The sequence below is a fragment of the Chitinophaga sp. genome (assembly GCF_036569125.1).
Lineage (GTDB): Bacteria > Bacteroidota > Bacteroidia > Chitinophagales > Chitinophagaceae > Chitinophaga.
The window spans coordinates 1-13,152 of sequence record NZ_DATCRF010000774.1 but is presented as its reverse complement, the minus strand read 5'-3'; the positions used below and the strand labels follow the sequence as shown (position 1 = coordinate 13,152).

The following is a 13,152-nucleotide window of genomic DNA, read 5'->3' as shown; positions in this document are numbered from 1 at the left end:
GTGCTGCCATCCAGGTACAGGAAGGGAATGCCCTGTATTTCCATGGCTTGCGATATCAGCTGCAGCATGCCGGTGAACTGGGAAAATACCAGCACCTTATGCGTGCCGGTGTTCTCAACAATTTCCCGCATCAGCTCATCCAGCTTTACCGAACTGGTAATACCGCCGGCCTGCTCCGGTACCAGCTGCGGCGCATTACAGATCTGCCGCAGGCGGGTTAAGCCTTCCAGGATGTAAATAGCGCTGGCAGCCACCCCTTCTTCCTGGATGCGGCTCATCAGCTTTTCTTTGAACAGGGCTTTTACCTGGTTATATACCTGCCGCTGTTCATCGCCCATTTCACACCACATAATGATCTCTGTTTTATCCGGCAGGTCTTTGGCAATTTGCTCTTTGGTGCGGCGTAACAGGAAGGGGTAGATGAGCTTGCGCAGATCAGCCGCTTTGCTGCCGTCTGAAAATTTATCGATGGGTAAGGCAAATTCTGTTTTGAAAAAGTTTTGATTGCCCAGCAGGCCCGGGTTGGCAAAGTTCATTTGCGCATACAGGTCCATGGTATTGTTCTGGATGGGCGTACCGCTCAGGATCAGGCGGTTACGGCATTGCAGCACCTGTAGGGCGCGCGTGGTTTGCGAAGTGGGATTTTTGATCACCTGGCTTTCATCCAGCACCACATAGCCAAATACATATCTGGAGAAAGTTTCCATATCCCCGCGCACGGTGCCATAGCTGGTAATAATCAGCTGCTGCTGGCGCCACTGCGCTTCATCAAACGTACGGTTGGCGCCGTGGTAAATGGCGTACTTTAAACCCGGCGCAAACTTTTGCAGCTCGTGTTCCCAGTTATAGATCAGCGAGGTGGGGCATACCACCAGGTGGGTTTCGCCGGGATATTTAGTGCACAGGTGCTGTAAAAAGGTAATGGTCTGCAGGGTTTTGCCCAAACCCATATCATCTGCCAGGCAGCCGCCCCAGCGCATTTCATCCAAAAGGCACATCCATTCAAAGCCGGCTTTCTGGTAATCGCGCAGCTGCGCCTGCACTTCAGCAGGCACGGGAAAGTGCTGCTGCTGCAGGCGTTCCCATTTTTGTTTAATACTTTCCTGTGCCGTTACAGGCGTTTCCAGTATTTCCTGCAGCACGGTAAAGTGCAGGTTGGAAAGGCGCAGCTGGTCTTTCTGCAGCTGTCCCAGTTTCCACAACAGGTCGTATTTATGCTGCCAGTCCTCCGGGATAACGCCTATGGTGCCGTCTTTCAGCAGCAGGTGCGGTTGCCGGTGCAGCAGGGCTTTTTGTATATCTGCCAGGGCTACGGGCTGGTCGCCGTAATGTACTTTCACTTCCAGGTCAAACCAGTCTTTGTTGCTGCCCAACCAGCGTATATCCATTACCGGTATATGGGTATTATAGCGGAAATGTTTCAGCTCGTCCATGCCGTATACGCCAATGTTACGGTCCATTAGCTTGCGGTAACATTTTACCAGCCACTGGCTTTTTTCTGCCTCTGCAAAGGGCAGGTAAAAATAACCGTTGTTCTGCTGGGCAAAGCGGGCATGCAGGCCCCTTACAAAAGCGGTCACCTCTTTTTCGGCCTCCGGATGGCGTTTAATTTCATACTGCACATCGCCCTCTGTGATCCATACCACGGGATCTTTGGCAGCAGCGTCCAGTGTAAAGCGGTCGTACTGCCATTGAATACGCAGCATCAGGAAACTGTTATTCAGCTCACTCAACCATATGTTGCATTGCGGCGGTACATCCACTTCCTCTTTCTGTAAAAGGATGCTTTTGTTAACCGGGTAACGGGCTTCCAGGGCCGGCAGCGTATGCTGCAGGAAAGGTCCTTCCTGCCCGCGCGGCGCCTCCATAAAACCCTGTTTGAACTGCTCCAGCGTTTGCGCATCTGCCGGCGGCAGTATAAACAGCTCGCCGCGGCTGCGCAGTAAAAAACCGTAATGCTCAAACTCAGAAAGGGGGTACGACTGTCCGTTCACTGTTACAAACGCCAGCAGCCGCAGTGCGCCGCTATTGGTGCGCACCAGCTCAAACGACAGTAAAGGATTATAATTATTAACGGCTACCGGCCGTATCTTTTTTTCAAGGGAATGCTCCACCACCTGGCAGTACCAGGGCAGGAGAGGGGCCAGGGGCCGCAGTTGCTGCAGGGTATGATACAGGTATTGCAGCATGCCTTCCTGTATATATTGCTGTAAGGTTTGCTCTTTTACCGGGTTGGCCAGGAATTTTTCTTTAAGCTGCAGCTCCTTATGCACCATGGCTTCCTGTGTGCAGGGCAGCAGCAGATGCTGCACGCCGGGCGGGAGTTTATTGAAAATGGCCAGTGATTTTTTGTCCTGCAGCGGCATGCGCTGGCATTTGCGCTCTTCCTGCACGGTTTTCAGCAGGCCGGCGCTGATCTTTACTGCCGGGCTAACATCGTTATCCAGCTCCAGCAGCAGCACCGGTGTAACGGTTTGTTTGCCGGCGCCCTCTGTAATGATAATGGTTTTTCCTGTAGGATCTTTTTTCTCAGCCATTTTTTAAATCTTTAAGTAAGCAGCTAACGATTAGCTATTAGCTATTAGCTTTTAGCAGTTAGCAGTTAGCTGTTGAAAAAGCCTCCATACCGCCAACTGCTAAAAGCTAAAAGCTAATTGCTAACAGCTAACTGCTAACCGCTAACTGCAACATCTCCTCATGCAGCTTCAGCACCTGCGGTATTACCATCTGCTGTTCATCGTTATAGATCACGTAATCGCATAAACGCATTTTAATGGTTTCATCCATTTGCTTATGCATACGGGCAAAAACTTCGTTGCGGCTCACCTTATCCCGCTGCATGGTACGCAATATGCGCAAAGGCTGCGGGGCAGATACGCCGATGATCTTATCCAGGTAATGAAAAGATTCCGATTCAAACAGCAGGGCGGCTTCTTTCAGCACATAGGGCGATTTTTGCTTTAATGCCCATTGCTCAGAATCACGTATGGTAGCCGGGTGCACCAGGGAATTCAGCAGCTGCAGCTTTTCCTGGTCATTGAAAACAATGTTGCCCAGGCGTTTACGGTCCAGCTGCCCGTTGCTGTCATATACCTCCGCGCCAAAATGCTGCTGCACCTGGGCTTTCAGTTCCGGGTCACGGTTCATAATGTCTTTGGCAGCCGCGTCCGCATAATATACGGGAATACCCAGCAGCTCAAAGATTTTTGCCACCGTGCTTTTGCCGGAGCCAATACCGCCTGTTATGCCGATCTTTAACATCCGGGCAAGTTAGGAGGAAATTCGGAGAAATTGGAAAATTGGGAAATGGGAAATATGCACTCCGGCGGTTATTTAATACATTATATTTTGATATGCTGCCACAAAAGGGCTAAAACAAAAGATCCCGTTCCGCAGCCGGAACAGGATCCCTATAGTCTTATGATGATTTGCATAAATTAAAAACAGATCACAACAAGGTTGTCTGTCAGTTATTAATACACGCTTCTCACTTCCAGTCGCTTACTTCTTTTCCTCTGCAGGCTTGTTATGTGCAGTGGTGTATTCCATACTAACCGCAGAACGCTCAATGGTAAAGAAAGTACCAGGACTAACTTCCATCTGGATAGTATTGTTATCGTTGATCTTCTTTATTTTACCATGTATACCGGCAATGGTTACAATCTTATCACCTTCGCGTAATCCTTCGCCAAATTGTTTCTGTAATTTGGCTTTTTTAGTTTGCGGACGGATCATAAATAGCCACATTACCACTATCATACCCGCAAAGAACAGTAAAGACACCATGGGAGAGCCGCCACCCTGGCCGCCCTGCGGTGATGCCATCAACAAAATGTTCAGCATGTTGTTCATGTTGTAAATCGTATTATTTGTTTAGTAGTTTAATTGTATTATTCTCCATTCACTCATTCTCTCCATTCATCTCATCAAACCAGCGCATTCATCTGCACATTTGCATATTTGCACATCTGCATATTTGCACATCTGCACATCGCCTCAGTTTTTCACAATCGTACACTGGATCTTAGGCCCCTGTATAAAAGGAGGATTGGTATTTGCTTTTATACTGATCTCTTTTTCGGTATATCCTTCTTTACCATGACTATCAAATACCACCTTCAGGTAGCCGCTTTGCCCGGGTTTTACCGGTTCCTTGGGCCATTCCGGCACCGTACAGCCGCAGCTGGATATGGCATCCTGTATCACCAGGTCCTCTTTACCGGTATTGGTGAATTTAAACGCATATTCCACCTTTTCGCCCTGGGTGATCTGCCCAAAGTTATGCACGGTTTGCTCAAAGGTCATTTCTGCGGCCCCGGCTTTAACACTGTCAGGAGCAGCGGATACATTGGCAGCCGTTTGCCCGTCCGCCTCTTTGGAAGCCTGTGACTGGCAGGCGGTGAACAGTACACCGGCGCTGATAAGGGTATAGAACAGTTGTTTCATGATCTGTATTTGAGCTGAAAGCATAAAGCTAAAAGCAAAAAGCGTTGAATACTATATCATCCCTTTGTGCTTTATGCTTTCCGCTTTTCGCTCCAAAAGTAATTATTTTTTTGTACGGTCAATTTTCTGTATTTGCTTCCCCGTTTCCAGGTCTTTCAGAATATTATCCAGTATGCCGTTCACAAACTGCCCGCTTTGCGGCGTGCTGTAGGCTTTGGCCAGGTCAATATATTCATTGATGGTAACCTTGGTAGGAATAGTAGGGAAGAACAGGAATTCGCATACGCCCATTTCCATCAGCAGCATATCCACGGCAGCAATACGTTCCGGGTCCCAGTTCTGTAATTTAGGCTTTATCAGCTCCAGGCAGTATTCTTTTTTATCGATCACTGTCAGCAGCAGCTCCCGCGCATATTCCAGCTTTTCCTGGCTGATGAGCTGCAGGAAGTTGAACAGGTGCGGTTTATTCATGTAATTATTGATCAGGATGCCCATCATATCCGCATCGTCGCCCCAGTGCAGGAACTGGTCTTCCATATGCTGTAAAAAGGCCTCGTTGGTAATAAGCACCTGTTTGTACAGAAATTCCACCAGCTCTTTTTCAGAAGCTTTGGAACGTTCGGGCGTATTAATGTAGGATTTGTAAGTGTCGGTAGCAGCCAGGTTGTTATACAGTTTGCGGATCAGCTCCTGGTCGGGCATGTGTTTCATTTTCCACTGGTCCAGGTTCACCTGGAAACCTTTGTCATTGGAGATCTGGTCTATGAATTCGTTCCCGGTTATTTTGGTGCTTACCCGGAGGTCTTCCGCCGTAGGTAAGTGTTTGGAAGCACGGGCCTGCGCATCTATCTCCGCGTATTGGGCCACCCGTACCAGCGAGTAAAGTAAGTAAGTAAAGATCTGGCAGGTCTGGTCCAGCTTTTCTTTTAACAGGCTGGTAGCCGTTCCTGGTTTAATAGTGCCTGGTTCCATGGTTTCCAGGGCGTAAAGGGTTTGCATAACCTTTACCCGGATGTTTCTTCTGCTGATCATCTTTTATATCGTATAACAAGAACTAATAAGGGCGCAAAGCTAGAGCAATTTGTTCATAATCACAAAAAGAGTCCACGGTCCGTTCCGGACCGCAGTTCATGGTCCACAGTCCATGGTCCATTGCCTTTTACAATAAGGAGGTACTCCCATAACGCACCGCTATCGGAATATCCCCGGAAACTTACGCCCGTGCAGTAGGCTATGGACTATCGACCATGGTCCATGGACCAATTTGTCACATTTCCACTGAAAAATTGACATTTATATCCGTCCTCCTTATCTTTGCGATCCTTACTGACTGAAAATTTGACCCGAAAAACCCATTGGCATTATTCTGGTGGGCGGAACTGACACAAAAATTCAATCTTACCTTTTTTAAAAAATATACACATTATGGCTAAGAATTTAAGTATTAAACCTTTAGCTGACAGGGTAATCGTGAAACCTGCAGCCGCTGAAGAAAAAACCGCCGGTGGCATCATTATTCCCGACACTGCCAAAGAAAAACCGCAAAAAGGTACCGTAGTAGCAGCAGGTCCTGGTAAAAAGGACGAGCCTGTAACCGTGAAGGTGGGCGATACTGTATTGTACGGTAAATATTCCGGCACTGAGATCAGCTTTGAAGGCGACGATTACTTAATCATGCGTGAATCCGACATTCTGGCAATTGTTTAGACCAGCTATTAGCCATTAGCCTCTAGCTTTTAGCCAATGCCAATACCAACAGCTAAAAGCCAACAGCTAAAAGCTAACAGCTTTCCCAATTCCACCTCTAAAACTTTAAAAATTTCTAACAATTATGGCAAAGCAAATATTCTTTAACACCGATGCCCGCAACAAAATGAAGAAGGGCGTTGATATCCTGGCCGATGCGGTGAAAGTAACCCTGGGTCCTAAAGGCCGTAACGTAGTGATCGAAAAGAAATTCGGCGCACCCGGCGTAACCAAGGATGGCGTAACAGTAGCGAAAGAGATCGAACTGGAAGACGCAATTGAGAACATGGGCGCCCAGATGGTAAAAGAAGTAGCTTCCAAAACTGCCGACGTTGCAGGTGATGGTACTACCACTGCCACCGTACTGGCACAGTCTATCATTGGCGAAGGTTTGAAGAACGTAGCCGCAGGTGCAAACCCGATGGACCTGAAACGCGGTATCGACAAAGCGGTTAAATCCGTAGTAGAAAGCCTGAAAAAACAGTCTGAAAAAGTTGGCAGCGACAATAAAAAGATCGAGCAGGTAGCTGCTATCTCCGCTAATAACGATGCCGAGATCGGTAAACTGATCGCTGAAGCAATGAATAAAGTAACCAAAGACGGCGTTATCACCGTTGAAGAAGCAAAAGGCACCGACACTACCGTAGAAGTAGTAGAAGGTATGCAGTTTGACCGCGGTTACCTGTCCGCTTACTTTATCACCAACAGCGAAAAAATGCAGGTTGAGCTGCAGAACCCTTACATCCTGATCTACGACAAAAAGATCAGCGCTATGAAGGATATCCTGCACATCCTGGAAAAAGTGGCCCAGCAAGGCGCTCCCCTGCTGATCATCTCTGAAGATCTGGAAGGTGAAGCACTGGCTACCCTGGTAGTGAACAAACTGCGCGGTACCCTGAAGGTAGCTGCAGTAAAAGCACCGGGCTTTGGCGACAGAAGAAAAGAAATGCTGACTGACATTGCTACCCTTACCGGTGGTATCGTGATCAGCGAAGATCAGGGTTACAAACTGGAAAATGCCGACCTCACTTACCTGGGTAAAGCAGAATCCGTAACCATCGATAAAGACAACACTACGATCGTAGGCGGTAAAGGCAAGAAAGAAGATATCACTTCCCGCATCAGCCAGATCCGTGCACAGATAGACGTAACCACTTCTGACTACGACCGCGAAAAATTACAGGAACGCCTGGCTAAATTAAGCGGTGGTGTAGCTGTACTGTACGTAGGTGCTGCTACCGAAGTGGAAATGAAAGAGAAGAAAGACCGCGTAGACGATGCCCTGCACGCAACCCGCGCTGCTGTAGAAGAAGGTATCGTAGCTGGCGGCGGTGTAGCTTACATCCGCGCCATCGAATCCCTGGATAGCCTGAAAGGTGATAACAACGACGAGCAAACCGGTATCGCTATCATCAAACGCGCTATCGAAGAGCCCCTGCGTCAGATCACCGCTAACTCCGGTATCGAAGGTTCTATCGTAGTACAGAAAGTAAAAGAAGGTAAGGCCGATTACGGTTTCAATGCCCGCACAGAAACTTATGAGAATCTGATCTCTGCCGGTGTAATTGACCCGACTAAAGTTTCCCGTATTGCACTGGAAAACGCCGCTTCTATTGCCGGTATGCTGCTGACCACCGAATGTGTGGTAGCTGACAAACCCGAGCCTAAATCTGCTGCACCTGCTATGCCGGGCGGCCACGGTATGGGCATGGACTATTAATAGTTTCCAGAAAAACACACCCGTTTTTTATAGGCTCCGTTCCGGTATTCCGGAACGGAGCTTTTTTATAAGCCGCCCGGAATGTAACATTCCCGCCCGGTATCGCGTTTTATATCATATGAAGCGGAATCTACAAGCCTGTCTATATTGTATTACCCTCCTATGCCTGCTGGCCGGTTGCGCCAAAAAGGAAAACTCGGCGCTGTACGACGCTGTGAACGGCGAGCCTGCCGGCGAAGACATCCAGATCCAGCAATACCTCGCTTACCATAATATTAAAGCACAGAAAGATCCCTCCGGCCTGTATTACCAGATCATAAACTATGGCGACAGCATTCACCGGATAACCCTGGAGAATGTACCCTACATGATCTATACCCGCCGCCTCATGGATAATACCTTTATTGATGGCTCTATAGGCGCCACAGATTTTGACGGCCGCAAGCTCAAAGACCACATCGCCGGCTGGCAGATCGGCTTGCAAAAGATCACCAAAGGCGGTAAAATACTCATGATCATCCCCTCCAGCCTGGGTTTTGGCAAAATAGCCGTTGATAAGATACCTGCCAACTCCATCCTCGTATGCGAAGCCGAGCTGGTGGATTTTAAGTAGCCCGAAGGGCTGCTCTCCATGGTCCATAGCCGATGGTCCATAGCCTGCTGCATATAGCAGCAAGCACGCGCAATGAACCAGCAATTTCCCGCAGTAACATTATTCTTGCTCAATGCTATGGACTATGGACCATCGACCATGGACTGTTTTCCCTATCTTTGAAGGCTAAACACCAAAGCAAGTGGCACAGGAATGCATTTCCGTTTTCGATATCTTTAAGATAGGCATTGGCCCCTCCAGCTCTCACACCTTAGGCCCCTGGCGGGCAGCATTAAGTTTTTTAGCTGAACTGGAAATCAGCGGCCGCCTGCCGGCAGTAGAGCAGGTGAGCGTGCTGTTATACGGCTCCCTGGCTAAAACCGGCCATGGGCATGGTACTGATATTGCAGTGCAGCTGGGCCTTTGCGGCGATGACCCCGTAACCTTCGATGTAAATAATATTCACACCAAAATAGCGGACATCAGGCGCAACAAAAAGCTGCTGCTCGGCGGCCGCTATAACATTGATTTTGATCCCCTGGAAAATATTGATTTCCTGTATGATGAAACCCTGCCTTACCATCCCAATGCGCTTACCTTCCTGGTAACCTTTATAGGTGGGGAGCAGCAGGCATTTACCTGGTACTCTGTTGGCGGCGGTTTTGTAGTAAAGGAAGGAGAGCAGTCCGGCGGCAGCGGCCCCCAGGTGGAGCTGCCTTTTCCCATAGATACAGCGCAGCAGCTCTTGCAGTGGTGTATTAAAACCGGTTACTCCATTTCCGAGCTGGTAATGGAAAATGAGCTGGCCTGGCGCTCAGAAGCCGCCACTAAAGACGGTGTGCTGCATATATGGCAGGTAATGCAGGAATGCATGTACCGCGGCTGCCATGTAACCGGCGAGCTGCCCGGCGGTTTGCGCGTAGCCCGCAGGGCCGCCGCGCTTAACAAAAAATTATTACAGGGCCGTACCTATCACGATTACGATACCTGGATCCAGGCCATCCGCGGCGGCGGTAACCACTTCGCCTATACGCTCGACTGGGTAAGCTGTTTTGCGCTGTCGGTGAATGAGGAAAATGCCTCCTTCGGCCGCGTGGTAACGGCGCCTACCAATGGCGCTGCAGGGGTAATACCCGCAGTACTGCAATACTATATTACTTTCTGCGATGGCTATGCCCCGGCAAAGATCATCCAGTTCCTGCTCACCGCCTCAGAAATAGGCAGCATCTTTAAAAAACGCTCTACCATTTCTGCCGCCATGGGTGGCTGCCAGGCCGAGATAGGCGTATCATCCGCCATGGCCGCAGCAGCGCTTACCGAGTGTTTGGGCGGGTCGCAGCGCCAGGTATTAATGGCAGCAGAAATAGCCATGGAGCACCACCTGGGCCTTACCTGCGATCCTATTGGAGGGCTGGTACAGGTGCCCTGTATAGAGCGTAACACCATGGGCGCTATTAAAGCTATTACCGCCTCCCAGCTGGCTATGCAAAGCAACCCCGAGCTGGCCAAAGTATCGCTGGATGCCGTGGTAAAAACCATGTGGGAAACTGCGCTGGATATGAACTCCAAGTACAAGGAAACCTCCGATGGCGGCCTGGCGGTGAATATTCCCATTAGTTTGCCGGAATGCTGAGTAAATGTGCGGATATTGCCTGTTTTAGCATCCTTAAAAATCGTTATATTTGTTTTTATGGCAATCACAGATATATCCAATAAAGAAGCTGATTGTTGAAATAAATAGTGAGCTATGAACGATCTGCAATTATATACACAAATATCATCTCTCCCGGCTGACCTCAAAAAGGAGGTTTCAGACTTTGTAGAGTTCCTGAAACAAAAGGTAAAAACAAAAAACAAGCTGAAGGAGCGCAAGCCGGGCAGTGCTAAGGGGTTAATTAAAATGGCTCCTGATTTCGATGAACCCTTAGAAGACTTCAAAGACTATATGTAATGCAATATTTGTTAGATACGCATACATTCCTATGGTTTCTTGAAGATGATCCTCAATTGCCTGAAAAAGTAAGGAAAGAAATTATAGACATTAATAACGTATGCTATATCAGCATTGCCAGCCTTTGGGAAATAGCCATAAAGATTAAACTTGGAAAACTTACTATAAAGTTCCCTTTTGAAAGATTTGCCAACTATCTTTCGGACAATGATATTGAACTGCTTCCCATATCGTTTGATCATCTGGTGCAACTGTTAAATATTGATCTTCATCACCGTGACCCGTTTGACAGAGTGATCATCGCACAAGGGCAGGTGGAGCAGCTTACCATAATTACAAGGGATGAACATTTTAGCAGCTATACAGATAGGGTTATGTGGAAATAACCCTGATCAGGCATAGGCTAATATACATTTGCACATTATATATTATATTAGCATACCAGCACATCCGCCCATTATGAAATTCACCTGCAACTCCCTTCCTGCAAATACCAGCACATTAGCACATCAGCACATCAGCACATTCATCCGGGCATTCATCTGCACATCTGCATATCTGCACATCCGCACATTAATTTTCACATTTGCATATCTGCACATCTGCATATTTGCCGCCTCTGCGCAAAACTTCGGCGGCAACCCGCCATCCTTAAAATGGCGGCAGATCAATACAGATACCGTACGCGTTATTTTCCCAGCCGGCCTGGAAACCCAGGGAGAGCGTGTAGCCAACATCGTTCATTACCTGAATCAGCATACCCGTAACTCTATTGGCAACCGCCAGCAAAAGGTGAACATTGTATTACAGAACCAAACCCTGGAATCCAATGGTTACGTGCAGTTGGGGCCTTTCCGTTCAGAGTTTTATCTGAACCCGCCGCCCTCCTCCCTGGAGCTGGGATCCCTGCAATGGGACGAGCAGCTGGCCCTGCATGAATACCGGCACGTGCTGCAGAATATGAACTTTCGTCAGGGCATTTCAAAAGCATTTTCCTATCTGGGTGGTGAGCTGGGCCAGGCCGCTATTACCAATGTGGCAGTACCCAACTGGTTCTGGGAAGGCGATGCCGTAACCATGGAAACAGCCCTCAGCCCGCAGGGCAGGGGACGGCTGCCCGCCTTTTTTGATGGCTTCCGCGGTTTAATGCTGGATGGTAAACATTACTCCTACATGAAGATCCGCAATGGCTCTTACAGGGATTATGTGCCCAACCATTATGAGCTGGGTTACCTGATGAGCGTATACGGCCGCACGCATTATGGGCAGACCTTCTGGCGCGATGTAACTACAGATGCCGTACGTTTCCGCGGCGTGTTCTATCCCTTATCGCAAAGCATACGCCGCAGAACAGGTTATAACATTACCGGCTTTTACCAGGCCACCATGAAAGAGTACCAGCAGGCATGGCAGCAGTATGCCAACAGGCCGGCCATTACGCCCGCAAAGCCCTTAAATGCACCGGCAAGCATAGTTACCAATTACCGGTATGTATACAGCGCAGGCCCCGGGCAATGGGTTACATTGAAAAGCAGCTACCAGCGCATACCCGGTTTTTATTTGGTGGACAGTACCGGCCATGAGCAGCTGCTTACCCGCCCCGGTAATAGTTTTGACGACTTTTTTACCTATAATAACGGCCGCATTTTATGGACAGAAGCGCGGTATGATGCCCGCTGGGTATGGAAAGATTATTCCATCATCAAACTGTACGACCGCGCCAGCGGCCACACTGCTACCATCACACACCGCACCAAATACTTTTCACCCGACATTACAAATGACGGGCAATCCATCATCGTAGCCTTTACCACACCTAAGCAACAATACGGCCTGCACCTGCTGGATGCCCATACCGGCGCCGTAAAACAGGTGCTGCCTAACCCGGAGAACTGGTATTACAGCTTTCCCCGTTTTACGGCAGATGGCCAATCTGTGATAAGCCCTGTACGCAACCGTTTAGGGCAGATGGCACTGGTGCAGCAATCCGTCAGCAGCGGGGAAAGCACCCTGCTCACCCCTTTTAGCTTTAATGTAATAGGCGCGCCCGTAGTAGCAGGGGATACCTTGTATTTTACCGGCAGCTGGAAAGATGTAAATAACATATACGCGTTTACGTTAGCCGGTAAAAAGATCTACCAGGTAACAGACCGCCCTAATAGCATATTACACGGCGCAGTAGATGCACAGCAGCAGCAAATGGTGTTCAGCGAATTTACCGCCGATGGTTATAAATTATACAGCGCGCCGCTGCAAGTCAGCCAGTGGAGGCCGCTTGACACTGCGGTAGATGCGCACAGCGCATGGTTAAAACCACAGCTGGAAGAAACTGGTAACATACTGCCCATTGTACCGCATAACGATTACCCGGTAAAAAAATATTCCCAGCTTACGCGGCCTTTTAACCTGCATAGCTGGGTACCTACTTTTGACGATCCGGATTATAGTTTAACACTTTACGGCAACAATATCCTGAACACCACTTCTACCGCCATCGGTTATACCTATAACCGCAATGAAGGCAGCTCCGCTATAGGCGCTAACTTCCTGTTCGGTGGATGGTTCCCGTATTTGCAGGCCGGCGTGGATTATACCTTTAACCGCTCTGCCCTGGTAAAGGATATTGGCCGTTTGTACTGGAAGGAGCTGGACTGGCACGGCGGCATTACTATTCCCTTGCTGCTGTCGTCCGGTAAG

At 48.8% G+C, this 13,152-nt stretch carries 12 protein-coding genes; 7 read left to right on the top strand and 5 right to left on the bottom strand.

Annotated elements, in window-relative coordinates; all coding sequences use genetic code 11:
- From VIM87_RS28590 to nusB, 5 genes are all read right to left on the bottom strand, one after another.
- Positions 1-2,537 (bottom strand): DEAD/DEAH box helicase (locus VIM87_RS28590; protein WP_332000286.1); only part of this gene is annotated, 2,537 nt, incomplete at its 3' end.
- Positions 2,538-2,664: 127 nt separating this feature from the next.
- The gene (gene coaE / locus VIM87_RS28585; RefSeq protein ID WP_332000285.1) at positions 2,665-3,261 is read right to left on the bottom strand and encodes a dephospho-CoA kinase; all 597 of its coding nucleotides are present in this window, start codon (positions 3,259-3,261) and stop codon (positions 2,665-2,667) included.
- 240 nt (positions 3,262-3,501) lie between these two features.
- Positions 3,502-3,852, bottom strand: coding sequence for a preprotein translocase subunit YajC (gene yajC, locus VIM87_RS28580; protein WP_238386608.1), 351 nt, complete (start codon positions 3,850-3,852; stop codon positions 3,502-3,504).
- A gap of 144 nt (positions 3,853-3,996) precedes the next feature.
- Positions 3,997-4,446, bottom strand: a complete 450-nt coding sequence (locus tag VIM87_RS28575) for a DUF1573 domain-containing protein (protein ID WP_332000284.1) — start codon at positions 4,444-4,446, stop codon at positions 3,997-3,999.
- A gap of 102 nt (positions 4,447-4,548) precedes the next feature.
- Positions 4,549-5,478, bottom strand: coding sequence for a transcription antitermination factor NusB (nusB, locus tag VIM87_RS28570; RefSeq protein WP_332000283.1), 930 nt, complete (start codon positions 5,476-5,478; stop codon positions 4,549-4,551).
- A gap of 393 nt (positions 5,479-5,871) precedes the next feature.
- On the opposite strand from nusB, the gene VIM87_RS28565 reads away from it, so the two are divergent.
- From VIM87_RS28565 to VIM87_RS28535, 7 genes are all read left to right on the top strand, one after another.
- On the top strand, positions 5,872-6,153 hold the full coding sequence (locus tag VIM87_RS28565; protein ID WP_089915754.1) for a co-chaperone GroES: 282 nt from the start codon (positions 5,872-5,874) through the stop codon (positions 6,151-6,153).
- Between the two features lie 124 nt (positions 6,154-6,277).
- Positions 6,278-7,912 carry a chaperonin GroEL gene (gene groL, locus VIM87_RS28560; protein ID WP_332000282.1) on the top strand — a complete coding sequence of 545 codons (1,635 nt, stop codon included), beginning with the start codon at positions 6,278-6,280 and terminating at the stop codon, positions 7,910-7,912.
- A gap of 118 nt (positions 7,913-8,030) precedes the next feature.
- Complete coding sequence (locus VIM87_RS28555) at positions 8,031-8,525, top strand: FKBP-type peptidyl-prolyl cis-trans isomerase (RefSeq protein ID WP_332000281.1); 495 nt, start codon at positions 8,031-8,033, stop codon at positions 8,523-8,525.
- A 181-nt stretch (positions 8,526-8,706) separates the two neighbouring features.
- Positions 8,707-10,137 (top strand): L-serine ammonia-lyase, encoded by a 1,431-nt coding sequence (locus tag VIM87_RS28550; RefSeq protein WP_332000280.1) that lies wholly within the window; start codon positions 8,707-8,709, stop codon positions 10,135-10,137.
- 114 nt (positions 10,138-10,251) lie between these two features.
- Complete coding sequence (locus tag VIM87_RS28545; RefSeq protein WP_332000279.1) at positions 10,252-10,455, top strand: type II toxin-antitoxin system VapB family antitoxin; 204 nt, start codon at positions 10,252-10,254, stop codon at positions 10,453-10,455.
- A complete protein-coding gene (locus tag VIM87_RS28540) occupies positions 10,455-10,841 on the top strand; it encodes a type II toxin-antitoxin system VapC family toxin (RefSeq protein ID WP_332000278.1) in 387 nt (128 codons plus the stop codon). Before VIM87_RS28545 ends, VIM87_RS28540 begins: the two co-directional genes overlap by 1 nt.
- Before the next feature lie 73 nt (positions 10,842-10,914).
- A partial coding sequence (locus VIM87_RS28535; RefSeq protein WP_332000277.1) for a hypothetical protein occupies positions 10,915-13,152 on the top strand: 2,238 nt, incomplete at its 3' end.

Coding starts and splice junctions, on each gene's coding strand:
- VIM87_RS28555 (WP_332000281.1), top strand. CDS start 8,031: ATGAAGCGGAATCTACAAGCCTGTCTATATTGTATTACCCTCCTATGC.
- VIM87_RS28575 (WP_332000284.1), bottom strand. CDS start 4,446: ATGAAACAACTGTTCTATACCCTTATCAGCGCCGGTGTACTGTTCACC.
- nusB (WP_332000283.1), bottom strand. CDS start 5,478: ATGATCAGCAGAAGAAACATCCGGGTAAAGGTTATGCAAACCCTTTAC.
- groL (WP_332000282.1), top strand. CDS start 6,278: ATGGCAAAGCAAATATTCTTTAACACCGATGCCCGCAACAAAATGAAG.
- yajC (WP_238386608.1), bottom strand. CDS start 3,852: ATGAACAACATGCTGAACATTTTGTTGATGGCATCACCGCAGGGCGGC.
- VIM87_RS28540 (WP_332000278.1), top strand. CDS start 10,455: ATGCAATATTTGTTAGATACGCATACATTCCTATGGTTTCTTGAAGAT.
- coaE (WP_332000285.1), bottom strand. CDS start 3,261: ATGTTAAAGATCGGCATAACAGGCGGTATTGGCTCCGGCAAAAGCACG.
- VIM87_RS28565 (WP_089915754.1), top strand. CDS start 5,872: ATGGCTAAGAATTTAAGTATTAAACCTTTAGCTGACAGGGTAATCGTG.
- VIM87_RS28545 (WP_332000279.1), top strand. CDS start 10,252: ATGAACGATCTGCAATTATATACACAAATATCATCTCTCCCGGCTGAC.